22 protein-coding genes and 1 pseudogene are annotated in these 23,805 nt (G+C 53.1%); 13 read left to right on the top strand and 10 right to left on the bottom strand.

The features are described from left to right. The first annotated feature begins 85 nt into the window (after nucleotides 1–85). Nucleotides 86–652, top strand: a complete 567-nt coding sequence (locus HMPREF3050_RS08315) for a hypothetical protein (protein ID WP_003764626.1) — start codon at nucleotides 86–88, stop codon at nucleotides 650–652. A 530-nt stretch (nucleotides 653–1,182) separates the two neighbouring features. Here the strand turns inward: HMPREF3050_RS08315 and nadC are convergent. Continuing rightward, nucleotides 1,183–2,064 (bottom strand): carboxylating nicotinate-nucleotide diphosphorylase, encoded by an 882-nt coding sequence (nadC, locus tag HMPREF3050_RS08310; protein WP_070774425.1) that lies wholly within the window; start codon nucleotides 2,062–2,064, stop codon nucleotides 1,183–1,185. A gap of 232 nt (nucleotides 2,065–2,296) precedes the next feature. Then, on the bottom strand, nucleotides 2,297–3,235 hold the full coding sequence (locus HMPREF3050_RS08305; protein ID WP_070774424.1) for an NUDIX hydrolase: 939 nt from the start codon (nucleotides 3,233–3,235) through the stop codon (nucleotides 2,297–2,299). A 201-nt stretch (nucleotides 3,236–3,436) separates the two neighbouring features. Here HMPREF3050_RS08305 and nadA point away from each other — a divergent pair, with 201 nt between their 5' ends. Beyond that, nucleotides 3,437–4,549, top strand: coding sequence for a quinolinate synthase NadA (gene nadA, locus HMPREF3050_RS08300; RefSeq protein WP_070655630.1), 1,113 nt, complete (start codon nucleotides 3,437–3,439; stop codon nucleotides 4,547–4,549). 50 nt (nucleotides 4,550–4,599) lie between these two features. After that, entirely contained in the window at nucleotides 4,600–6,144 is a 1,545-nt protein-coding gene (gene nadB / locus HMPREF3050_RS08295) for an L-aspartate oxidase (protein WP_070774423.1), read from the top strand. A 68-nt stretch (nucleotides 6,145–6,212) separates the two neighbouring features. On the opposite strand, the gene HMPREF3050_RS08290 is transcribed toward nadB, so the two are convergent. Beyond that, complete coding sequence (locus HMPREF3050_RS08290; RefSeq protein ID WP_070774422.1) at nucleotides 6,213–6,572, bottom strand: MerR family transcriptional regulator; 360 nt, start codon at nucleotides 6,570–6,572, stop codon at nucleotides 6,213–6,215. 79 nt (nucleotides 6,573–6,651) lie between these two features. Here HMPREF3050_RS08290 and HMPREF3050_RS08285 point away from each other — a divergent pair, with 79 nt between their 5' ends. Beyond that, nucleotides 6,652–7,032 (top strand): carboxymuconolactone decarboxylase family protein, encoded by a 381-nt coding sequence (locus HMPREF3050_RS08285; RefSeq protein WP_070774421.1) that lies wholly within the window; start codon nucleotides 6,652–6,654, stop codon nucleotides 7,030–7,032. Between the two features lie 147 nt (nucleotides 7,033–7,179). Here HMPREF3050_RS08285 and HMPREF3050_RS08280 read toward each other — a convergent pair whose 3' ends face one another. Beyond that, a complete protein-coding gene (locus HMPREF3050_RS08280) occupies nucleotides 7,180–7,575 on the bottom strand; it encodes a Cif family virulence factor (RefSeq protein ID WP_070774420.1) in 396 nt (131 codons plus the stop codon). Nucleotides 7,576–7,729: 154 nt separating this feature from the next. Here HMPREF3050_RS08280 and HMPREF3050_RS08275 point away from each other — a divergent pair, with 154 nt between their 5' ends. From HMPREF3050_RS08275 to ettA, 3 genes are all read left to right on the top strand, one after another. Continuing rightward, the gene (locus tag HMPREF3050_RS08275; protein ID WP_141758423.1) at nucleotides 7,730–8,407 is read left to right on the top strand and encodes a DUF6988 family protein; all 678 of its coding nucleotides are present in this window, start codon (nucleotides 7,730–7,732) and stop codon (nucleotides 8,405–8,407) included. 48 nt (nucleotides 8,408–8,455) lie between these two features. After that, the gene (locus HMPREF3050_RS08270) at nucleotides 8,456–9,376 is read left to right on the top strand and encodes a LysR substrate-binding domain-containing protein (RefSeq protein WP_070774418.1); all 921 of its coding nucleotides are present in this window, start codon (nucleotides 8,456–8,458) and stop codon (nucleotides 9,374–9,376) included. Between the two features lie 417 nt (nucleotides 9,377–9,793). Then, on the top strand, nucleotides 9,794–11,470 hold the full coding sequence (gene ettA / locus HMPREF3050_RS08265) for an energy-dependent translational throttle protein EttA (RefSeq protein ID WP_003756559.1): 1,677 nt from the start codon (nucleotides 9,794–9,796) through the stop codon (nucleotides 11,468–11,470). A gap of 192 nt (nucleotides 11,471–11,662) precedes the next feature. Here ettA and HMPREF3050_RS08260 read toward each other — a convergent pair whose 3' ends face one another. Continuing rightward, nucleotides 11,663–12,298, bottom strand: coding sequence for a multidrug efflux system transcriptional repressor MtrR (locus tag HMPREF3050_RS08260; protein ID WP_070774417.1), 636 nt, complete (start codon nucleotides 12,296–12,298; stop codon nucleotides 11,663–11,665). Nucleotides 12,299–12,534: 236 nt separating this feature from the next. Here HMPREF3050_RS08260 and HMPREF3050_RS08255 point away from each other — a divergent pair, with 236 nt between their 5' ends. The 4 genes and pseudogenes from HMPREF3050_RS08255 to HMPREF3050_RS14880 all read left to right on the top strand — a co-directional run. Continuing rightward, complete coding sequence (locus HMPREF3050_RS08255) at nucleotides 12,535–13,827, top strand: efflux RND transporter periplasmic adaptor subunit (protein WP_009311020.1); 1,293 nt, start codon at nucleotides 12,535–12,537, stop codon at nucleotides 13,825–13,827. A gap of 11 nt (nucleotides 13,828–13,838) precedes the next feature. Further along, nucleotides 13,839–17,054 (top strand): efflux RND transporter permease subunit, encoded by a 3,216-nt coding sequence (locus tag HMPREF3050_RS08250; protein WP_070441171.1) that lies wholly within the window; start codon nucleotides 13,839–13,841, stop codon nucleotides 17,052–17,054. A gap of 58 nt (nucleotides 17,055–17,112) precedes the next feature. Beyond that, the gene (locus HMPREF3050_RS08245) at nucleotides 17,113–18,531 is read left to right on the top strand and encodes an efflux transporter outer membrane subunit (protein WP_070774416.1); all 1,419 of its coding nucleotides are present in this window, start codon (nucleotides 17,113–17,115) and stop codon (nucleotides 18,529–18,531) included. Between the two features lie 656 nt (nucleotides 18,532–19,187). After that, nucleotides 19,188–19,250: pseudogene (locus HMPREF3050_RS14880) on the top strand (transposase); the annotation flags it as partial. Nucleotides 19,251–19,505: 255 nt separating this feature from the next. On the opposite strand, the gene plsX reads toward HMPREF3050_RS14880, so the two are convergent. From plsX to HMPREF3050_RS08225, 5 genes are all read right to left on the bottom strand, one after another. After that, complete coding sequence (gene plsX / locus HMPREF3050_RS08240) at nucleotides 19,506–20,579, bottom strand: phosphate acyltransferase PlsX (RefSeq protein WP_070774415.1); 1,074 nt, start codon at nucleotides 20,577–20,579, stop codon at nucleotides 19,506–19,508. Continuing rightward, the gene (locus HMPREF3050_RS13615) at nucleotides 20,576–20,755 is read right to left on the bottom strand and encodes a hypothetical protein (protein WP_003764650.1); all 180 of its coding nucleotides are present in this window, start codon (nucleotides 20,753–20,755) and stop codon (nucleotides 20,576–20,578) included. Before HMPREF3050_RS13615 ends, plsX begins: the two co-directional genes overlap by 4 nt. A gap of 112 nt (nucleotides 20,756–20,867) precedes the next feature. After that, a complete protein-coding gene (locus HMPREF3050_RS08235) occupies nucleotides 20,868–21,395 on the bottom strand; it encodes a phosphoribosyltransferase (RefSeq protein WP_070774480.1) in 528 nt (175 codons plus the stop codon). 159 nt (nucleotides 21,396–21,554) lie between these two features. Next, complete coding sequence (gene rpmF / locus HMPREF3050_RS08230) at nucleotides 21,555–21,734, bottom strand: 50S ribosomal protein L32 (RefSeq protein ID WP_003744026.1); 180 nt, start codon at nucleotides 21,732–21,734, stop codon at nucleotides 21,555–21,557. A 34-nt stretch (nucleotides 21,735–21,768) separates the two neighbouring features. Further along, entirely contained in the window at nucleotides 21,769–22,269 is a 501-nt protein-coding gene (locus HMPREF3050_RS08225) for a YceD family protein (protein WP_003764629.1), read from the bottom strand. Nucleotides 22,270–22,323: 54 nt separating this feature from the next. Between HMPREF3050_RS08225 and HMPREF3050_RS08220 the strand changes: the two genes are divergently transcribed. Together HMPREF3050_RS08220 and HMPREF3050_RS08215 are read left to right on the top strand one after the other, a co-directional pair. After that, complete coding sequence (locus HMPREF3050_RS08220) at nucleotides 22,324–22,914, top strand: Maf family protein (protein ID WP_070774414.1); 591 nt, start codon at nucleotides 22,324–22,326, stop codon at nucleotides 22,912–22,914. Between the two features lie 58 nt (nucleotides 22,915–22,972). Then, nucleotides 22,973–23,683: an SAM-dependent methyltransferase gene (locus tag HMPREF3050_RS08215; protein WP_070774413.1), complete on the top strand. Its 711-nt coding sequence runs from the start codon at nucleotides 22,973–22,975 to the stop codon at nucleotides 23,681–23,683. The last annotated feature ends 122 nt before the right edge of the window (nucleotides 23,684–23,805 follow it).

The raw sequence follows: 23,805 nt of genomic DNA, 5'->3' as shown, positions 1-23,805 counted from the left end.
GGTGACGGGGTTTCAGACGACCTATCGGGTGGTTTGAATCAGGAGCGATGGTAGGTCGACTTATATATAAAACAAAGGAATAGAAATGAAACCAATAAAACCCTTATTCTTGTCTTTATTGCTTCTGACTGCCTGCGGAACGCATACGCCGCCTGCCGCGAAATCCGAAGTTTCCCTGCAAAAGCAGGAAGAGCAGCTTTTCGGGGCATGGGACTGCGAATTGAAAGCGCAACGCGATATCCATTCGTTTGCGCCTAAATTTATTGAGTTTCAGCAAAAGGACAAACTGCCGGCGCATTTATGGGCAGGGTATATCGAGATTGAGTGGAAAGAAGAAAACCTGAACGACGCAGTTCCCTTACGTTATCGGGAATGGTACAACGGCTTCTGGCGCATTAAAGACGACAGGCATATCGTCATGACTTTTGAAAGCGCAGGCTCGGAACGTTTGTTTGACGTCAAAGACTTAAAAACCGCTAAAGGCCGCGAAGCGGACCGTTCTTATATGAAATTCAGTGAACAAATGGCCGCCAAGAAAAGTTTTAAATCCACCGATTACCAAATTCTCGATATCAACCAAACTTCCATGAGCATCACCGACGGCGAATCTTTAATTGCCTGCCGCAAGATAGAGAAGGTTGAAAGCGAATAAGCAGGTATCCGATTTTGAGGTCGTCTGAAAACCATGTGACGGGTTTTCAGACGACCTTTGCGCAACTGTAACCTTGTTTGCCGTATCACATATATCGCCTATCTTCCCAGTTTCGATACGTTCTTCCGTCGTTCCCGCGCAGGCGGGAATCCATTGTAAAACTTGAGAAATCTTGGTTTAAAAAAAGGTTTCTGAATTTCAAAAATGGATTCCCGCCTGCGCGGGAATGACGACAAGCGGTAAGTTGCGTGTCGAAAATAAAGTATATTGGATTAAATTTAAATTAGGACAAGGCGACGAAGCCGCAGACAGTACAGATAGTACGGCAAGGGAGGCAACGTCGTACGGGTTTAAAGTTAATCCACTATAATTTAGCTAAAGTCCATAAGGGCGTTGGCAACGCTGTATCATTGCAATTTTGATCCACTCCAGAAAACGCCCGTTTCGTCATCTTTACCCCGCCTGTGCGGGAATGACGAAACGGGCGTTTTTGAATGGATTTCTTTCTGCGCCGCTGTCTTCGGCAAAATTTACGCCACGAAATCCAAACCTATGTCCAACGAGCGGCTGCTGTGGGTCAGATAGCCGAGGGCGATGCCGTCCACGCCGGTTTGGGCCACGCGCTTCAGGCGGTCGAAGCCGATGCCGCCCGATGCTTCGCAATAGATGGTGTGGGGGTGGGCGGTTTGCGTGTGGCAGCGGTTTGCCGCTTCTTTCAGGGTTTCGTCGTCCATGTTGTCCAGCAAAATCCGTTCCGCGCCCGCCGCGATGGCTTCGTCCAGTTGTGCCAGCGTGTCCACTTCGATTTCCACGTAGGTCAACGGTCCGACTGCCTGTTTTGCCTGCCGCACGGCTTGGGCGATGCTGCCGCAATAGGCGAGGTGGTTGTCTTTGATGAGCACGGCGTCGTCCAAACCCATGCGGTGGTTCACGCCGCCGCCTGCTCTGACGGCGTATTTTTGCAGGACGCGCAGCAGGGGGATGGTTTTGCGGCTGCACACGATGTCTGTACCGTATTCGGCGACTTCGGCAACAGCACGCGCGGTGGCGGTGGCGATGCCGCTCAAGTGCGTGAGGTAGTTGAGCGCGGTGCGTTCGGCGGCAAGCAGGGCGCGGGCGTTGCCTTCGACGGCAGCAAGCGTCTGACCTGCGCGGACGGCTTGTCCGTCGTGAATTTCGGCTTGGAAGCGGACGGACGGATCCATCGTCTGAAAGGCGAGGCGCGCCAAGTCCATGCCGGCGATGACGCCGTCTTCGCGGCTGACGAGGAAGAGTTTGGCGGTTTTATCGGGGGCGATAACGGCAGCGGACGTAATGTCGCCGCGCCTGCCCAAATCTTCGCTCAAGGCTTGTTCGACCATGGGGCGCAACAGGGTGTCGGGCAGGGGGAAGAGGGTGTTTTCAGACGACATGGGGTTTCCTTTGTTGAAAAAGATTGATGTTGCACTGATGGGGCAAAACTTCATTTTCTATAGTGGATTAACTTTAAACCAGGACGGCGTTACCTCGCCTTAGCTCAAAGAGAACGATTCTCTAAGGTGCTGAAGCACCAAGTGAATCGGTTCCGTACTATCTGTACTGTATCTGCGGCTTGTCGCCTTGTCCTGATTTTTGTTAATCCACTATAGGTCGTCTGAAAACGGGCTAACGGCTGCCCAGCGGCAGTCCGATGTCCGAAATCAGCCTGTCGGGCAGGACGTCGTCGCGGAAGCGGTAAAGCTGCGCGGGGCGGCCTTTGCTGCCCGATACGCCGGTATCCGACGGCTCGATGAGGTTTTGCTGCTGAATCTGGCGGCGGAAGTTTTGCTTGTGCAGCAATCTGCCGCTGATGGCTTCGACGCTGTTTTGCAGTTGCAGCAGCGTGAATTCGGGCGGCATCAGTTCGAAAATCACGGGGCGGTATTTGATTTTGGCACGCAGGCGGGACAGGGCGGTCGCCAACACGCGGCGGTGGTCGTGGCGCATGGGCTGCCCCGTGAGCGCGAAGTCGAAGTTTGCCTGCGGCTCGGCGGCCTCCGCTATCAGGCCGCTTTCATACAACATTTCATAGCGTTGCAAAACGTATTCTTCCGACCAGTTTTCCGGTTCGACCCCCCAGCACAAGTGAATGCGCTTGAGCCGCTTTTGGCGCACTTCCTCCGTGTCCGCCGAGTTTGCCCAAATGCGCAGGCGGCTGACGATGGCATCGCGCTGCCCGCCGTCGGTGCGCAAGTCTTCCCATGGGAAATAGCCGTAGCAGTCCTGCCATTTCGCGTCAGGATGCAGGATGCTGTCGGCTGCCTCGCGCACCAGCCCCAGATAGCTGACGTACAGTACGGGCATGCCGTGTTCGTTGCGGCGGTGGGTATCGACAAAGGTGTAAAGCTGTTCCACATAGCCCATAGGCTGCGAAGTCTGCTTGGCGACCCACAGCTTCACGCCCGCCTGCAGGGAATTGCGCAGGGGGGAGAGCGGGCCGTTGGGCAGGAGCGCGCCTTGGGCGACGGTCAACACCCGCAGGCCGCCGTCGGTAACGGCAATCAATACGGGAACCAGCTCGACGATGCTTTGCGGCGGGGCTTCGGCTTCGGGGTAGGCGTCCATGTTCGGCTTTCTGCGGGTGGGAAAGGCTTTATTGTAAACCAAAGCGGTTTGTCGGAACGAAGCGGGTCGGTTTTGCGGTATCTCAAACCTGTTTTCAGACGACCTTGCATATTATACTCAAGTTGAGCATAATATAAAAACAGTTTGAAAAACAGACGGCAAACCTTCATGCCGTCTGAAAACCAGCTACAAGGAAACATCATGCAAACCGCCGCCCGCCGCTCGTTCGACTACGATATGCCCCTCATCCAAACGCCGACTTCCGCCTGCCAAATCCGTCAGGCGTGGGCGAAGGTTGCCGACACGCCCGACCGCGAGACGGCAGGTCGTCTGAAAGACGAAATCAAGGCTTTGCTGAAGGAGAAAAACGCGGTCTTGGTGGCGCATTATTACGTCGATCCGCTGATTCAAGATTTGGCTTTGGAAACGGGCGGATGCGTGGGCGATTCGCTGGAGATGGCACGCTTCGGCGCGGAACACGAGGCCGGTACGCTGGTGGTGGCGGGCGTGCGCTTCATGGGCGAGAGCGCGAAAATCCTCTGCCCTGAAAAAACGGTGCTGATGCCTGATTTGGAAGCAGAATGTTCTTTGGATTTGGGTTGCCCGGAAGAGGCGTTTTCGGCGTTTTGCGACCAACACCCCGATCGCACGGTAGTGGTGTACGCCAACACTTCCGCCGCCGTGAAAGCGCGTGCCGACTGGGTGGTCACGTCTTCGGTGGCGTTGGAAATCGTGTCGTATTTGAAATCGCGCGGCGAAAAGCTGATTTGGGGACCCGACCGCCACCTCGGCGACTACATCCGCCGCGAAACGGGCGCGGATATGCTGTTGTGGCAGGGTTCGTGCATCGTTCATAACGAATTCAAAGGGCAGGAACTGGCGGCGTTGAAGGCGGAGCATCCCGACGCGGTGGTGCTGGTTCATCCCGAATCGCCGCAAAGCGTCATCGAACTGGGCGACGTGGTCGGTTCGACCAGCAAACTGCTCAAAGCCGCCGTATCGCGTCCTGAAAAAAAATTCATCGTGGCGACCGATTTGGGCATCCTGCACGAAATGCAAAAGCAGGCGCCCGACAAAGAATTTATCGCCGCCCCGACGGCGGGCAACGGCGGAAGCTGCAAAAGCTGCGCGTTCTGCCCGTGGATGGCGATGAATTCGCTGGGCGGCATCAAATACGCCCTCACAAGCGGACACAACGAAATCCTGTTGGACAGGAAGCTGGGTGAAGCCGCCAAACTGCCTTTGCAGCGTATGCTTGACTTCGCGGCGGGACTCAAACGCGGGGATGTGTTCAACGGCATGGGGCCCGCCTGATTTGCCGTCAATATTGCCGTTTCAGACGACCTCTCAAACAAGGAAACACCATGCAAACCGATTGCGACGTATTGATTGCCGGAAACGGGCTGGCGGCACTGACGCTCGCCCTGTCGCTGCCTGAATCGTTCCGCATCGTCATTTTGTGCAAAAACCGGCTGGACGACACCGCCAGCCGTCATGCGCAAGGCGGGATTGCGGCGGCGTGGTCGGGAGAGGACGACATCGAAAAACACGTTGCCGATACCTTGGAAGCGGGCGCGGGTTTGTGCGACGAAGCCGCCGTCCGCACCATCCTGTCGCAGGGCAAACCGGCAATCGAATGGCTGCTGGCGCAGGGCGTGGCGTTCGACCAAAATAATAACGGCCTGCACCTGACGCGCGAAGGCGGGCATACCTGCCGCCGAATCGCCCACGTCGCCGATTACACGGGCGAAGCCGTCATGCAGAGCCTGATTGCCCAAATACGCCGCCGCCCGAACATCCGCGTTTGCGAGCGGCAGATGGCGTTGGACATTCAAACCGAATCAGGCGCGGCGTGCGGACTGACCGTCCTCGACTGCCGAACGCAAGAAACCTATTGCATCCGCGCCCGCCATACCGTACTCGCGGGCGGCGGCTTGGGACAGATTTACGCCGCCACCACCACGCCGCCCGAATGCACGGGCGACGCCATCGCCATGGCAATACGCGCAGGTTGCGCAGTCGAAAACCTCGAATTTATCCAATTCCACCCCACAGGCTTGGCAAGGTCGTCTGAAAACGGCCGCACCTTCCTGATTTCCGAAGCCGTGCGCGGCGAAGGCGGCATCCTGACCAACCAAGCGGGCGAACGGTTTATGCCGCATTACGACCGCCGCGCCGAACTCGCGCCGCGCGACATCGTTGCCCGCGCCATCGCCGCCGAAATCGCCAAACAAACGCAAGACTTCGTCTCGCTCGATATCAGCCATCAACCCGCAGCGTTCGTCCGTCAGCATTTCCCGTCCATCCATCGGCACTGCCTATCCCAATGCGGCTTGGACATCACGCGCCAAGCCATCCCCGTCCGCCCCGTGCAACACTACACCTGTGGCGGCATCCAAACCGACCCCTGCGGCAGAACCTCCCTGCCGCAGCTCTACGCCTTGGGCGAAACCGCCTGCACAGGGTTGCACGGAGCCAACCGCCTCGCCAGCAACTCCCTGCTCGAATGCGTCGTTACCGCCAGACTTGTCGCCCAAACCATCGCGGACGGACAAGCATTCCAAACCGCACCGTCCCAAAGGTCGTCTGAAAACCCCTCCGCCGAAGCGTGCATCTTTTCAGACGACCTCCAAAACACCTTCAGCCGTCCCGCCCTGCAAGCCTTCAACCAACGCCATCTCGGCATCCTCCGCAACGATGCCTGCCTGCGCCGCGCCATCGCCCAACTGCGGCTTTGGAAGCAAAACCAAGCCGAGCCGCACACCGCGTCCGAATACGAAAACCGCAACCTGCTCGAATGCAGCCTCGCCGTAGCCCAAGCCGCATACGCAAGGCGGCAGAACATCGGCGCGCATTTCAATACCGATTTGGCAGGGAGTGTCGATTGGAAAAAGCAGGCGGCAGGCTGATAATGGATGCCTCCGTATAAAAGATAACAGGTCGTCTGAAAACTGATTTTCAGACGACCTTTGGCTGCCTATTCCTGCCCGCCTATCTTTTTCCGATACCATGCCAGCTTCCGTTCCAAAAACGCCCAATGCGCGTCCAACTCCTGCCGTTTGCGTTCCAAAACCGCCTGATGTTTCTGCAAAATCTGGTAACGTTCGGGGACGGTTTCATCGCCCAAATGCCGCAGCCGCGCGTATTCCTTAATTTGCGCCAGAGGCACGTCCATGTCTTTCAGCCGAAGGATGAAACACACCCATTCCAAATCGCGCGCACTGTATTCGCGGTAGCCGTTGGCGTTTCGTTCGGGGCGCAGCAGCCCTTCCTGCTCGTAGTAGCGCAGCGTGGCGGCAGACAAACCCGTTTGCTCGGCAAATTCCTTGGTCTGCATCAAATCTCCTTGCTATAAAGTTTGCTTGATAGTTTAACCTGACCGTGCAATTTTGCCTATTTCAGTATGGAGACGAAAAATGTTGAATAATCAGGATGTAATGGCACGCGGCTTGGCAAAGCTGAACGAAATCGACGGCGAACAGGGCGACAAGGTAATGCAGGCGTTGGCGGATATTTCGCCTGATTTGGGCAAATACATCATCGGTTTCGCATTCGGCGAGATTTACCAACGCCCGCATCTTGATGTGCGGCAGCGCGAGCTGGTAACGCTGGCGGCTCTGGCGGCGCAGGGCGGTTGCGAAAACCAGTTGCGCGTGCATATCCACGCTTCGCTGAACGTGGGGCTGACGCGCGATGAAATTGTGGAGGCGTTTATCCACTGTATTCCGTATTTGGGTTTTCCGAAGGTGCTGAATGCGGTGTTTGTGGCGAAGGAGGTGTTTGCGGCGGCAGAGTGATGCAGGCTGCCTGAAACCTAAAGGTTACCTGAAAGGGAGTTTCTGCGAAGCTAAAGCACAGCCTGCACTTTGGAAATTGAAATGCAGGCTGCATCAAATAACCGAAAGGTCGTCTGAAAAGCTACCTGAAAATGCGGGAAAACAAAACTATCCCCGCCCTGAAGTAATCACCGCGTGCTCGCGGAACACGCGCCATTTGCCGTCGTTGCCGATACACAGCATCAAGGTAAACACGATTTCCTGCTCGCCCGCGCCGTAGCCCAAATCCATGCGGCGGGTGGCGGTAACGAAGCCTGTGCCGCCCTGCACTTCGGCGATGTTGAAATGAATGGACGTGTTAATCGGCGGTGCGCCCGCATCGCGGCGTTCGTGGAAAAACGCCATGTTCTGTTCGTAGTCAAACGACAGCACATTGCCGTCCGGCTGGACGATAAAGATGTGCAAATCAGGCTCGTAGCAACCTGCCAATTCGTCCAAACGGTAATGGCAGCCTGCATCGCTCAAAGTGCGGACGGCGTTCATCAAATCTTGGTTCAAGGTCATTTTTTGCTCCTGTTGTGGTGTGAAAACAGGATTATCGGCGGTTTTTTATTGACGATAAATCCGTCAATCTACAAAACACTTCTGCTAAAATCACAGCAATTTTTTCATCTTTACTCTTTAATAGAAAATGACCACATCAGTAATGAAACGATTCTTGGCAAAATCTGAAGAATTTTGCAACGCCATGTTTAGAGAAATAAAAAAGATACCGTGTACGGATGAAACAGAGCCTCGCATATCGGCCACATTGATTATGGCGGATATCTCTTCAGAGCATCACTCTGCCATCCTTACGCTGGCAAGAAATGGAAACTTTATATCTTCAACCAGTTTGTTACGGTTGCAGTACGAAGCATTATTGCGTGCGTATTGGTTATATTGGTATGCGAAAGACGAACGTGTCGATGCCTTACATCAACCGATTTCTGAACAGAATGTTAAGAAAATAGAGAATTGGATGCCTAATATTACGGAAATGCTGGCAGATTTGAATAAAGCCGTTGACGCAGGAAAATTACCGAAAAAAGCAGTTCAGTTATTTCAAGAATTTAGAGAACGGCACATTAAGCCGACCAATTCATTCATACATGGTGGAATGCACGCTTTCAATCGGCAGCGGGATGGTTATATTGAACCCATGCTCATTCAAATTGTACAAAACTCTAATGGAATTCAGACATTAAATGCAATGTTGCAGGGAACAATGTGTGATGGAAGTGGGTTATCTTTATTTCCTATTGTCCAAATGCAGTATCTATATATGGATTGTTTACCTATGGATTTAGATAAAATTATTCAAGAATTTTACAGCAAGGAAGTAACATCGTTATAGATTGCCGCCAATATAACTAAACATTTTAAATTTAAAAATCAAAAAATAATGCAAACCCATTCAGATGACCTCCGCTTTTTCGTTGCCGTGGTGGAAAACGGCGGCTTTACCCGCGCGGCGGCAGTGCTGGAAACCGACAATTCCGCCGTCAGCCGCAGCGTGAAGCGGTTGGAAGCCAAGCTCGGCGTTACCCTGCTCAACCGCACCACGCGCCAAATCAGCACCACCGAAGAAGGCGCGCAATATTTCCGCCGTGCCAAAAAGATTCTGGAAGACATGGCGCAGGCGGAAGCGGAAATCCGCGCGGCAAGCGGCGTGCCACAGGGTTTGCTGCGTGTTGATGCCGCCACCGCGCTGGTGTTGAACCGCCTTGTGCCGCTCATCGGGGCGTTTTGCCGCCGTTATCCGCAGGTGGACGTGTCGCTGACCTCGTCTGAAAACCGCATCGACCTGATTGAACGCAGGGTTGATGTCGCCATCCGAGCGGGACGGCTGGACGATTCGTCCCTGCGCGTGCGCCCCCTGTTCGACAGCTACCGCAAAGTGGTCGCCGCGCCCGATTATCTGGCGCAACACGGTACGCCGCAAAATCCGTCCGAATTGGAACGGCACTGCTGCTTGGGTTATTGCGAGCCGAGCGTGCTGAACGTGTGGGACATAGCCTGCGACGACGGACAGGCATACACCGCCCGCCCGAAACTCTGCGCCGACAGTTGCGAGACGGTCAAACGGCTCTGCCTGTCCGGACAAGGCATCGCCAGCCTGCCCGATTTCACGGTGGACGCGGATTTGGCAGCAGGACGGCTGACGGAACTCTTCCTCGACCGCCGACTTGCCGTGCCGACCCCGTTCAACGCTGTCTATTACGCAGGACGTGCCGTCAGCCCGAAAATCCGGGCGTTTGTGGATTTTTTGGAGGAAGAATGGGGGCGGGATACGGTGTTTGAAAACCGTCCAAGGGCTACCTGAAACGCCAAAAGCAGCCTGCACTTTGGAAATTGAAATGCAGGCTTGCTTTGTGCGGTTTGTGTTTTCATGCGGCTTAATGTGCAGGTCGTACGAGGAGGTGGGTGCATGTGCTACATTTTCATGCTGGTAAAATGGCGAGTGCGGGTTTCTTTGAGTGTGATGCTGTCAATCATGACCGTATCCAGCATTCGGTGTACGTGTTCGGTTAAACCTTGAAACTTCGACGGCAAATGCCACTCGTAATTTTTCTTGCTCAAAGGTCGTCTGAAACCACTATTTCAGACGACCTTCTTCCAAATCCAAACAAATCAATCCATCCCATCTATTTCCCCTCTAAATATCATCCGTGCAAGCAACAATCGGTGCAATCGGTTAAAATGGGTCGTCTGAAATTTGTTTGACCGAATTGAGAAAACCATGTCCCAACAATACGTCTATTCCATGCTGCGCGTGAGCAAGGTTGTGCCGCCGCAGAAAACCATCATTAAAGATATTTCCCTTTCCTTCTTCCCCGGCGCGAAAATCGGCCTGCTCGGTTTGAACGGCGCGGGCAAGTCCACCGTGCTGCGGATTATGGCGGGTGTGGATAAGGAATTTGAGGGCGAAGCCGTGCCGATGGGCGGCATTAAAATCGGCTATCTGCCGCAAGAGCCGGAGCTTGATCCGGAAAAAACCGTGCGCGAGGAAGTGGAAAGCGGTTTGGGCGAAGTAGCCGCCGCGCAGAAACGTTTGGAAGAAGTGTATGCCGAGTACGCCAATCCCGATGCGGATTTTGACGCGCTGGCGGAAGAGCAGGGCCGCTTGGAAGCGATTATTGCAGCGGGTTCGTCCACGGGCGGTGGTGCGGAACACGAATTGGAAATCGCCGCCGATGCGCTGCGCCTGCCGGAATGGGATGCCAAAATCGGCAATCTGTCCGGCGGTGAAAAACGCCGCGTCGCTTTGTGCAAACTCCTGTTGAGCAAGCCCGATATGCTGCTGCTGGACGAGCCGACCAACCACTTGGATGCGGAATCGGTCGAATGGCTGGAGCAATTCTTGGTGCGCTTCCCCGGCACAGTCGTTGCCGTAACACACGACCGCTACTTCCTCGACAACGCTGCCGAATGGATTTTGGAACTCGACCGCGGACATGGTATTCCGTGGAAAGGCAATTATTCGTCTTGGCTGGAGCAGAAAGAAAAACGCTTGGAAAACGAGGCAAAATCCGAAGCCGCGCGCGTGAAGGCGATGAAGCAGGAATTGGAATGGGTACGCCAGAATGCCAAAGGCCGCCAAGCCAAGTCCAAAGCGCGTCTGGCGCGTTTTGAGGAAATGAGCAACTACGAATACCAAAAACGCAATGAAACGCAGGAAATCTTCATTCCCGTTGCCGAACGTTTGGGTAATGAAGTAATTGAATTTGTGAACGTTTCCAAATCGTTTGGCGATAAAGTGCTGATTGACGATTTGAGCTTCAAAGTGCCCGCGGGTGCGATTGTCGGCATCATCGGCCCGAACGGCGCGGGTAAATCGACGCTGTTTAAAATGATTGCGGGCAAAGAGCAGCCTGATTCGGGTGAAGTAAAAATCGGGCAAACCGTGAAAATGAGCCTGATCGATCAAAGCCGCGAAGGTTTGCAAAACGACAAAACCGTGTTCGACAACATCGCCGAAGGCCGCGACATTTTGCAGGTCGGGCAGTTTGAAATCCCCGCCCGCCAATATTTAGGTCGTTTCAACTTTAAAGGCAGCGACCAAAGCAAAATCGCTGGACAGCTTTCCGGTGGTGAACGCGGACGTTTGCACTTGGCAAAAACCTTGTTGAGCGGCGGCAATGTGTTGCTGCTGGACGAACCGTCCAACGACCTCGACGTGGAAACCCTGCGCGCGCTGGAAGACGCATTGCTGGAATTTGCCGGCAGCGTAATGGTGATTTCGCACGACCGCTGGTTCCTCGACCGCATCGCCACGCATATCTTGGCTTGCGAAGGCGATTCGAAATGGGTGTTCTTCGACGGCAACTATCAGGAATACGAAGCCGATAAGAAACGCCGACTCGGCGAAGAGGGCGCGAAACCGAAACGGATTAAATATAAACCGGTAACGCGTTGATGGGAAAATAAGAAAACGTCGTCTGAAAACTTGAAAAAGGGTTTCAGACGACGTTTTTGTTAAGCAGGGATTGTTCGGACGTTGTTTGTCTATCAGGTTGATTCATAATATATAACGCCTGTTGAAACAAGGAACGGGTCGTCTGAAAACGTGTGATGCTTGTTTTCAGACGACCTTTTTGTATGCAGTCCGTTATTTTTGCTTACGCAGTTGCGGGTGGTTTTTCAGATTGTCCAAGAGGATGTCAATCATGCGCGGTGCGGTTTGGGCAAGGTCGAAACTTTTGTCGGACGAGAGCCAACGCCAAATCAGACCGTCCAGCATCGATTTGATGAAGATGACCGCCATGTCGGTATCCAAATCTTCGGATAAGGCATGTTGTGCGATGGATTTGGTCAGAACTTCGGTAATTTTCTCGCGCCAAATCGATTGATGTTTATCCGCAATGTCGATGACGGCGGCGTTCTGCTCGGTGTGTTCGCATTTTAAAAACAGGATGCTGTGGAATTTATAGTGGATGTCGTTGGTTTGCAGGCGCGTGAAAAAGTGCATCAAGGTGCGGCGGAAAAGCGGCCACTCTTGTTCATCGCTATCGGTCGCGTCCTGATGCATACAGTTTTCGATGTCGTCGCAAATACGCTGGAAGAGGGCGTCGAACAAGTCTTCTTTGTTTTTGAAATGCCAATACAAAGCGCCGCGCGTGACGCCGGCGGCTTGGGCGATTTCGTTGAGGGAAGTGCGCGCGATGCCTTTTTGGTAGAAGGTTTCCAGTGCGGCGAGCATGAGATGTTCTTTGGTTTTAAGGGCTTCGGTTTTGGTTTTCCGCATGATGCCTGTTTCAAGTTAAGTGGAATGTTGGGGATTATAAAAAATACTTTGTATCCATGCAAGCATGTATGTATAATGACTCCTGTAATTGAGATTGGCTCTCAAGTATAAAATAATTTTTCAGACGACCTGCTCCGGATATTGAGGCAGGTTATTGTTGTTTCGGAACCAAAAATCGGCTATGATGACAAAGTATAGGGTAAACCCTCATAACAATTATATAGATAGGAAAAGTAATGGCTTCTTATGCTTCTAAGGTGATGCGCATGGCGGCAATCGCTGCCGCTACTGCGTTGGCTCTTTCAGCGTGTAACAAAGGCACCGATGCGACGCAAGGTGCAAAAGATGGAAAAGGGCAGCAGGCAGCTGCACAAAAAGAAGCTCCGCCACCGGTGGTCGGTGTCGTTACCGTCCATCCTGAAACCGTCGCGCTGACGACCGAGCTGCCGGGTCGGTTGGAGTCGCTGCGTACCGCGGATGTCCGCGCCCAAGTCGGCGGTATCATCCAAAAACGCCTGTTTCAAGAGGGCAGCTATGTCCGCGCCGGACAGCCGCTTTACCAAATCGATAGTTCCACCTATGAAGCAAATCTGGAAAGCTCGCGCGCCCAGTTGGCAAGCGCGCAGGCAACCCTTGCCAAAGCCAATGCCGACTTGGCGCGTTACAAGCCGCTGGTTGCCGCCGATGCCATCAGTAAACAGGACTACGATGCGGCGGTAACGGCGAAACGTTCTGCCGAAGCAAGCGTCAAAGCGGCTCAGGCGGCGATTAAATCTGCCGGTATCAATCTGAACAGGGCGCGCATTACCGCGCCGATTTCAGGTTTCATCGGGCAGTCCAAAGTATCCGAAGGTACGCTGTTGAACGCGGGTGATACGACCGTTCTGGCAACCATCCGCCAAACCAATCCTATGTATGTGAACATCACTCAATCTGCGACCGAAGTAATGAAGCTGCGCCAACAGGTTGCCGAGGGCAAGCTGTCGGGCGTGGACGGTGCGATTGAAGTGGGCATCAAGTTCGACAACGGCGAAGTTTATCCTCATAAAGGCCGTTTGCTGTTCTCCGATCCGTCTGTTAACGAAACGACCGGACAAATCACGCTGCGCGCTTCAGTGCCGAACGACAAAAATATCCTGATGCCCGGTCTTTATGTGCGCGTCTTGATGGAACAAGTGGCTGCCGACAATGCCTTCGTCGTGCCGCAGCAGGCAGTAACGCGCGGTACGAAAGATACTGTAACGATTGTGAACGCCAAAGGCGAAATGGAGCCGCGCGAGGTAACAGTCACCCAGCAGCAGGGAACCAACTGGATTATCACTGCGGGTCTGAACGACGGCGACAAAGTCGTTGTGGACGGCACCAGTATCGCCGCCATGAGTGGCGCGAAAAAGGTAACGCCTAAAGAATGGACATCTCCTGAAAATGCGGCGGCATCTGCTGCCGGAGCTGCTCCGAAAGCTGCTTCCGAAGCGAAAAAAGACGTTCAGATGACCTTTGAAGCCAAACCGGCATCTGCGGCTAAATAAGGAAGGCATCCATGGCTAAGTTTTTTATTGACCGCCCCATTTTTGCATGGGTGATTGCGATTTTTATCATCGCAGCGGGTATTTTCGGCATTCAAAAACTGCCGATTTCCCAATATCCGTCCGTTGCTGCACCGACCATTACTTTGCGCGCTACTTATCCGGGCGCTTCTGCTCAGGTAATGGAAGACAGCGTACTGGCCGTTATCGAACGTAATATGTACGGTGTGGAAGGTTTGGACTATATGACGACTTCTGCCAATTCCAGCGGCAGCGGCAGCGTCAGTCTGACGTTTACACCTGAGACCGATGAAGATTTGGCGCAGGTGGACGTGCAGAACAAATTGTCGGAAGTGTTGTCCACATTGCCGTCTACCGTACAGCAATATGGTGTAACCGTATCTAAAGCGCGTTCCAACTTCTTGCAAGTGGTCATGCTTTCTTCTGAAAAGCAATCCATTGAGGAAATGAACGATTACGCCCAGCGCAATATCATTCCTGAACTGCAGCGTATCGACGGGGTAGGGCAGGTACAATTGTTTGGTGCGCAACGCGCCATGCGTATTTGGGTTGACCCGAAAAAACTGCAAAACTACAACCTGTCTTTTGCAACGGTAACCAATGCGCTTGCGACACAAAACATTCAAATCTCAGCAGGCTCCATCGGTTCTTTGCCGGCGGCTGCAGGTCAGACCATTTCGGCGACCGTTACAGCGCAAGGTCAGCTGAGCACTGCTGAAGAGTTCGGCAACATCATTTTGGTATCCAATACTGACGGCTCGAACGTCTATCTGAAAGACGTTGCCAAAGTCAGCTTGGGTATGCAGGACTATTCTACTTCTACACGCTTGAACGGCGTGAACACCACCGGTATGGCAGTGATGCTGTCTAACAGCGGTAACGCTTTGGCAACGGCGACTGCAGTAAAAGAAAAAATGGCGGTTTTGCAGAAGTATTTTCCAGACGGCATGAGCTGGAAAGTTCCTTACGATACTTCCAAATTTGTGGAAATTTCGATTGAGAAAGTGATCCATTCGCTTTTGGAAGCCATTGTTTTGGTATTCTTAGTGATGTATCTCTTCCTGCAAAACATCCGCTATACGCTGATTCCGACCATTGTTGTACCGATTTCCCTGTTGGGCGGTTTTGCCTTTATCTCATACATGGGTATGTCGATTAACGTATTGACCATGTTTGCGATGGTATTGGTGATCGGTATTGTGGTCGATGACGCGATTGTGGTCGTTGAAAACGTTGAGCGTATTATGGCGAGCGAAGGTCTGTCGCCTAAGGCTGCAACCAAAAAAGCGATGGGTCAGATTTCCGGTGCGGTAATCGGTATTACTGCCGTGTTGATGTCTGTATTTGTGCCGCTGGCGATGTTTAGCGGTGCAACCGGTAACATTTACAAACAGTTTGCCCTGACCATTGCGGCATCGATCGGCTTCTCCGCATTCCTTGCTTTGACGCTGACTCCGGCATTGTGTGCCACCATGCTCAAACCGATTCAGAAGGGTCATCACGAAGAGAAAAAAGGTTTCTTCGGTTGGTTTAACAAAAAATTTGACAACTGGACACACGGCTATGAAGGCTGGGTTGCCAAAGTCTTGCGCAAGACTTTGCGCATGATGGTTGTCTATATTGGTTTGACTGTTGTGGGCGTATTCCTGTTTATGCGTCTGCCGACTTCCTTCTTGCCGTCTGAAGACCAAGGTAACTTGATGTTGAGCGTACAATTGCCTGCCGGTGCAACCAAAGAGCGTACCGATGCAACTTTGGCTCAAATCACTCAACTGGCAAAATCTATACCTGAGATTGAGAACATTATTACCGTTTCCGGCTTCAGTTTTTCAGGCTCCGGTCAAAACATGGCTTTGGGCTTTGTCATTCTGAAAGATTGGAGCGAACGTACTGCTCCGGGCAGCGATGCGACTTCTATTTCCGGTAAGTTGACCGGTATGATGATGGCTACGCTGAAAGACGGTTTCGGTTTGGCGATTGTGCCTCCAGCCATTATGGAATTGGGTACAGGTTCCGGCTTGACGATTTACCTGCAAGACCGTAACAACAGCGGCCATGCTGCATTGTTGGCCAAGCGCAATGAGCTGATTGACAAAATGCGCAAAAGCGGTTTGTTTAACCCAAGTACCGTTCGTGCGAGCGGTTTGGAAGATGCGCCGCAGTTGAAAATCGACATCAATCGCTCTGCCGCAGCTGCACAAGGTATTTCGTTCTCTGACATCCGTACTGCTTTGGCTTCTTCTTTGGGTTCGTCTTATGTAAACGACTTCCCGAATCAAGGCCGTCTGCAACGCGTGATGGTACAAGCTGATGCGAGTGCCCGTATGCAGCCTGCCGATATTCTGAACTTGACCGTGCCGAATAAATCCGGTGTTGCCGTACCGCTTTCTACCATTGCTACTGTTTCTTGGGTAAACGGTATGGAACAAAGCGTCCGCTTCAATGGTTATCCTGCAATGGAGCTTTCCGGTTCGCCTGTTAATGGCGTATCTTCCGGTCAGGCCATGGCTGCGGTACAGCAAATGGTTGATGACATGGGCGGCGGTTACAGTCTGGAATGGGGCGGCCAGTCTCGTGAAGAGGCCAAAGGCGGCTCGCAAACCGTCGTGTTGTACGCATTGGCCGCTGCCGCTGTATTCTTGGTATTGGCTGCTTTGTACGAAAGCTGGTCTATCCCGTTGGCAGTTATCCTTGTGATTCCGTTGGGCTTGATTGGCGCGGCATTGGGCGTTACGGGGCGCAATATGTTTGAAGCGCTGCTGGGCAGTATTCCGGCATACGCCAACGATATCTACTTCCAAGTCGGTTTCGTTACGGTGATGGGTTTGAGTGCGAAAAACGCGATTTTGATTATCGAGTTCGCCAAAGACCTGCAAGCGCAGGGTAAGAGCGCGATTGAAGCCGCGCTTGCCGCTGCACACTTGCGTTTCCGTCCGATTATCATGACCTCGTTTGCCTTCATTTTAGGCGTGGTTCCGCTGTATGTTGCCAGCGGTGCCAGCTCTGCCAGCCAGCGTGCTATCGGTACGACTGTGTTCTGGGGCATGTTGATCGGTACGATTTTGTCCGTGTTCCTTGTGCCGCTCTTTTATGTCATCGTGCGCAAATTCTTTAAGGAAAGCGCGCACGAACATGAAATGGCCGTGAAACACGCTGCTGAAGCAGGCATGATTTCCCTCGAAGATCAAAATACGGACAACAAGCACTAAGCAAAAAGGTCGTCTGAAAACCTGAAACACGGATTTCAGACGACCTCCAGGAATCCTTATGAACAAAAAGACATTCAAAACGGTATTGAGTACCGTCGCCGCAGCCGTCGCGCTGTCCGCCTGTACCATGATCCCGAAATACGAACAACCGCAGGTTGAAGTTGCCGAAACCTTCAAATACGACACCTTCGACGACGGTATCCGCGCCGCCGACTTGGGCTGGCAGGACTTCTTTGCCGACCCGCGCCTGCACCGCCTTATCGACATCGCGTTGGAACGCAATACCGACTTGCGCACCGCCGCATTGAACGCCGAAATCTACCGCAAACAATACATGATTGCCCGCAACGACCTGCTGCCGAGTATCAACGCCAGCGGTACCGGAACTCGGGTAGGCAGTTTGAGCGGCGGCGTTACCCGCAGCGAATACACCGTCGGTTTGGGCGCAGCAGCCTACGAGCTGGACCTTTTCGGACGCGTCCGCAGCAACAGCCAAGCCGCATTGCAAGGTTATTTCAGCGTAGCCGCGAACCGTGATGCCGCCCACCTTGCCCTGATTGCCGCCGTTGCCAAAGCCCATTTCAACGAACTGTACGCCCAAGAATCGATGGCATTGGCGCAGCGCGTGCTTAAAACCCGCGAAACCACTTACAAACTTTCCCAAATGCGCCACAAAGCAGGCGTGATTTCCGCTGTCGATTTGCGCCAACAGGAAGCCCTGATTGAATCCGCCAAAGCCGATTACGCGAACGCCGTCAAAAACCGCGAACAAGCCCGCAATGCCTTGGCGACCCTGATTAACCAACCCCTGCCGGAAGATCTGCCTGCCGCGCTGCCTTTGAGCAAACAGTTCAAAATCACCCGTCTGCCTGCCGGCTTGAGTTCCGAAGTCCTGCTGAACCGTCCCGACATCCGCGCCGCAGAACACTCGCTCAAACAAGCCAATGCCAACATCGGCGCAGCGCGTGCCGCCTTCTTTCCCACCATCAGCCTGACCGGATTGGTCGGCACAGCATCCGGCGAGTTGAGCGGCCTATTCAAAAGCGGTACAGGCATCTGGTCGTTCGCACCTTCCATTACCCTGCCGATTTTCAACTGGGGTAGTAACAAAGCGAATCTCGACGTGGCCAAGCTGCGTAAAGAGGCGCAAATCGTCGCTTACGAAGCTGCCGTCCAAGCCGCCTTCCAAGACGTATCCAACGCCTTGGTCGCACGCGAGCAACTCGACAAGAGCTACGCCGCGCTAAACAAACAAAGCCGCGCTTACAACGACTCCCTGCGCCTTATCAATCTGCGCTACAAACACGGCGTATCCAACGCCCTCGACCTGCTTGACGCAGAACGCAGCAGCTATGGTGCAGAAACCGCGTTGCTTGCCAACCAGCTTACCCGTCTCGAGAACCTCGCCGACCTCTATAAAGCACTCGGCGGAGGTTTGAAACGCGAAACCGTTAGCCAGCCTGCCACGCAGCAGTAAGTCTGTTTGAAATAAACGGCATCAAAACGTCGTCTGAAAACCGGATATCAGGTTTCAGACGACGTTTTATATCAGGGTTTGATTTTTGGATGTTTAACTAGGGGTCGTCTGAAATTGGAGATTTCCATTTCAGACGACCTTTTCAGTCACGGATGGAAGGGTGTTATCAGGGAGGGAGCGGTATTCCGTCAGCAGCTTCTTGCGATTTCCAGTTTGATGGGGGCTGTGTCGTTCTCCATACAAAACAAACACAAAACCCGCTGTTGAGATAGCGGGTTTTGTGTTTTTCGGTTTTGAGTATCTGATATAAATGGGAACGGTATTTCTCGTATATGCGCACTCCGAAGGTAATGAGACAAAAAGAAGAGGGGATAATCTGTCGTTTAATGGCTCGGAGCGGACGGCTTCCGAGTGGTTTTGATTATACGCTAATAAAAATAATTATCAATACAAAATCGATAAGAAATCGTAAATTTAATATAATTAATTGAAAAATAATAAGATTTAATGGTTATTGCTGACAGAGTTGGAAAGAAATAGAAGAGGATAAACCGGTATCGGTTTGAAGTATTGCGATAAGAAAGTGAAGCCTATCAGACAAATGGGGTATTAGGGCGGGCTAGACCGCGCTGTTTTGATTAAACGTTGATTGACTATATAGTGGATTAACTCTAAATCAGGACAAGGCGACGAAGCCGCAGACAGTACAGATAGTACGGAACCGATTCACTTGGTACTTCAGCACCTTAGAGAATCGTTCTCTTTGAGCTAAGGCGAGGCAAAACCGCCGTACTGGTTTAAAGTTAATCCACTATAGTACGGCAAGGTGAGGCAACGCCGTACTGGTTTAAAGTTAATCCACTATACATGATTGACTTTGAATGATTCAAACTCAAAGGGTCGTCTGAAAACGGATTTCAGACGACCCTTTCGCTATGTGGCAAACACGCTTGGAGGATTTGTGCAGATAGGCCTTAAACTTTGGTTTCTTCGGCTTGCTGTGCTTCTTGAGCGGCTTGTTCTGCCTTAATCGCTTCCAATGCGGCGAATTGTTCGGCGACACCTTGTTCGATTTTCGACAGGCCGGCGGATTTTGCTTCGTGGTAGGCTTCTTCTAAGGCGTAGCTGAAACCGACATCATCTGTGCCGCCGTGGCTTTTGATGACGATGCCGCGCAGGCCGAGCAGGATGGCGCCGTTGAATTTGCGGGGATCCAGTTTGCTTTTCAAGCCTTTCAGGGCGGGGAGGGCGGCGACGGCGGCCATTTTGTTGAACAGGTTGCGTTGGAATTCCTGACGGATGGCTCCGCTCATGAATTTGACCGCGCCTTCGATGGTTTTGAGCATGATGTTGCCGACAAAGCCGTCTGCGACAATCACGTCGGCTTCGCCGTACAGGACGCCGTTGCTTTCGATGTTGCCGATGAAATTCAGTTTGCTGCTTTTAAGCAGTTTGAAGGTTTGTTTGACGGTGTCCGTGCCTTTGATGTCTTCCGTGCCGACGTTAAGCAGGCCGACGCGCGGGCTGCCTTTTTGCGGGTAGAGGGCTTGGAAGAGTTCGTTGCCGATGATGGCGAACTGTACAAGCTGCTCGGGCGTGCAGTCGACGTTTGCACCCAAATCGAGGGCAAGGGTCAGGTGTTCGCTGTCGGAGGGCAGGAATTTGGCGATGGCGGGGCGGTCGATGCCCGGAATGGTTTTGAGGACGAAGCGGGCGGTTGCCATGAGCGCGCCGGTGTTGCCGGCGGAGACGGCGGCTTGCGCGTTGCCTTCTTTGACTTGGTTGATGGCAATGCGCATGGAGGAGTCTTTTTTATTTTTCAGGGCAAGCTGCGGGGCTTCGTCCATGCCGACGACTTCGGAGGCGTGGAGCACGGTAATGCGCTCCATCGGTGCGTTGGCTGCGGAGAGGGCTTGGCGGACGGCGGATTCGTCGCCGACCATAATGAGGTGTACGTCTTGCTGCTGTTTCAAAAAGGCAAGGGCACCGGGGACGGTAACTGCGAGACCTGAGTCGCCGCCCATGGCATCTACGGCCAATGTAATCATGTTGTTCTCCGGTTTGTGCTGTGAAACGGAAGAGGGGCGGTGTCGGCTGCCTCTGTGGGTTTGTTCGGCTTCACAGTCGGTTTCAGACGACCTTTTTGCGATACGCGGTACGGGGTCGTCTGAAAAGGGGTGTATGTGTGGTCGGGGGCTTCGGATTGAAGGGTTGCGTTCCACATTCTAATGCGTTTTATGAAGATACGCTGAAAAGAGGCAAAATCTCGTTTTGTCGGTGTTCTACGGATTTTGCTTTTGCCGTTTCGGGAGAAGGCGGGCTTCTCCGTCGCGGGTTTATTTTTTGCCTTCGGCGGCAAGGCGGTTGTGCTCGTCGATGTCGAGCGCGTCCCAAGGGTAGTTGATCCACCAGTCTTCTACGGTCAGGCCGCTAAAGTAGGGGATGCCTTCAGGGATTTTGCCGATTTTGGCTTTGATTTTTTCGTGCAGGACGGCAACGCCGATGGTGCCGAAATCTTCTTTTTGCAACTCGGTCAGGCAGAATTCCATGGTCACGCGGCTGTCGTCGACTTCATCGACGACGAGCACATTCTTGCCTTTCAACGCGTCGGGCACGGGGTCGAGCCATTGGACTTTTTTGACTTCTTCCGTTACCTGTCCTTCGTTGTCGCTGTCGTAATAGGCGGTGGTTACGGCGTAAATCGGGATTTCCAGAAAGCAGCGCAGTATACGGGCGGGGATGAAGCCGCCGCCGCCGATGGCGATCATGGCATCGTATTTGACGCCGGAGTTTTGGATTTTTTCCGCCAACGCTTTGATCACGCGGTGGATGTCGTCGTAGGTGTACCAGATTTTCTGTTTCATGGCGATTCCCGATTTAATGGGGTGTATCAGTTTGAACTGCAGGGATTTTGTGCCGCATTTTGAAGCATGGGCAGGCATGGAGTCAGGCAGTTCGGATGTAATGTAAAAAAGCCAGCATTGCATGGCAATATTCTGGCTTTTTCAGTCAGTCGAATAAGATTATTCGCCTTTGGCTTTCACTACTTTACGGCCGCGGTACATACCGTTGGGGGAAATGTGGTGCGGGCGGTGTACTTCGCCGGTTACGCTGTCAACAGACAGAGAAGGCGCGGTCAAAGCGTCGTGAGAGCGGTGCATACCGCGTTTGGAAGGGGATTTTTTGTTTTGTTGAACGGCCATTTCAAGCTCCTAGATAAATAAAACTGTGTCCTGATTAACTGCTTTTCAAACCTGCTAAAACAGCAAAAGGGTTGGGTTTGTCCTGATTGACTTGTTCCAGCGCGGCATTGTCGCAGTTTTCGTGGCGCGGGGAGAAGGGGAGCGACATTAGGATTTGGTCTTCCACCAACCCGCGTACGTCGAGTTCTTTCTCAATCGGCATGCCTTCCAACTCTTCGTCGGCAAGCATTGCTTCATCCAAGTCCTCTTCGTTGGCGAACAAAACAATACGGCTGGTTTCGTCGAGCGTAAACGGCATGGGGCGGATACATCGTTGGCAAATCAGCGGCATATCGGCTTTGACGTTCAAATCGAGAAACAAACGCTGCAGTCGGTCGCGTCCGCCGCTCAGCGTAAACGACACTTTGGTCTGTTTGTTGGCCGGATAATCGTGCGAACGGACTCGTTCGTCCAATTCCTCAAGCAGGAAGCTGCCTTGCAGGGTCTGCTTTTCGGAGGCGAAAACTTCTGGGTCAATCAAATTAGGGTCTGACATAAACGGGGTATGATATAATTTCGACAGTCTAACGTCAATATTTTTAAGCAAAATATGAGTGCAAAACTGCCTTTGATATTGGGTTCGGGTTCGGTGTTCCGCCGCGCGCAGCTCGAACGTTTGGGCATTGATTTTCAAACTGCCGCGCCTGATTTCGACGAAACGCCCGCTGCGGGTGAAAACGCGGCGGATACTGCCTTGCGTTTGGCGGAAGGGAAGGCGCGTTCGCTGGCGGCTCGATTTCCTGCAGCGTTGGTGATCGGCGCGGACCAAGTGGCGTGGTGCAATGACCGCCAGTTGGGCAAACCGATGAACGTCGCAAATGCACAACAAATGCTCAGGGGTTTGAGCGGCAGAAAGATTGAATTTTACAGCGCAATCGTGCTTTTGAATACTGCCTCGGGACGCATTCAGCGCCATGTCGATAACACGTCGGTCGTGATGCGCGCGCTGACAGACGGGCAGATTGAGCGTTATCTGGCGCGCGAACCGGACGCGGTTTACTGCGCGGGTGCGGCGAAGAGCGAGGGCTTGGGCGCGGCGTTGTTGGAGCGCATAGACAGCAGTGACCCGAACGCGCTTATCGGTTTGCCCATCTTTAAGCTGGTCGAGTTTTTAAAAAACGAAGGCGTAGAAATCATTTAGGTCGTCTGAAAACAGTTGTCTGACGGTTTCAGACGACCTTCCGTATAGGAAACCCATCATGTCCCCGATTCTTTACCTGATTCCCACCCCTTTGGGCGCGCCCGATACGCCCTGCCTGCTGCCGCACGAACAGGCGCAGATTACCGGCTTGACCGATTTCGTCGTCGAAGCCGAGAAAACCGCCCGCGCCCATTTGAAACATTTGGGTATCACGACCCCTATCCGCGAGCTGAACCTGCAAACCCTCAATGAACACACCGACTTGAAAACCCTGCCCGAACTTCTGAAACCTTTGCAGGAAGGGCGCAGCATGGGCATCCTCAGTGAAGCAGGCTGTCCCGCGGTTGCCGATCCCGGCGCGAATTTGGTGGCATTGGCGCACCGACACGGCTATGAAGTCCGTCCGCTGATCGGCCCGTCCAGCCTGTTACTCGCGTTGATGGCGTCAGGGGCGAACGGGCAGAATTTCGCGTTCAAAGGCTATCTGCCGTCCGAGAAAAGCGAGCGTATTGCCGCTTTGAAGAGCTTGGAACAGCGTTCGCGTCAGCAAAACGAAACCCAGCTTTTCATCGAAACGCCTTACCGCAACGACGCGCTGCTCGCCGACGCGCTGGAAACCCTGCATCCTGAAACCCGTCTCTGCACCGCAACCGACCTGACTTTGCCGACGCAGGAAATCATCAGCCAAACCGTTGCCGCTTGGCGGAAATTGAAAACGCTGCCGAATTTAAAAAAACGCCCGACGATATTTGTGTTGCACGTGGGTTAGGAAAGCAGGGGCGGTTTGTCGGAGTAGCCCGCCATACTGAAAAAGGTCGTCTGAAACCTTCCAGATAAGGTTTTCAGACGACCTTTGCTTTATAGTGGATTAAATTTAAATCAGGACAAGGC

The sequence above is a fragment of the Neisseria sp. HMSC065D04 genome (genome assembly GCF_001815675.1).
Lineage (GTDB): Bacteria > Pseudomonadota > Gammaproteobacteria > Burkholderiales > Neisseriaceae > Neisseria.
Note: the sequence above shows the minus strand (reverse complement) of the source record. Positions and strands in the feature narration are given on the sequence as shown.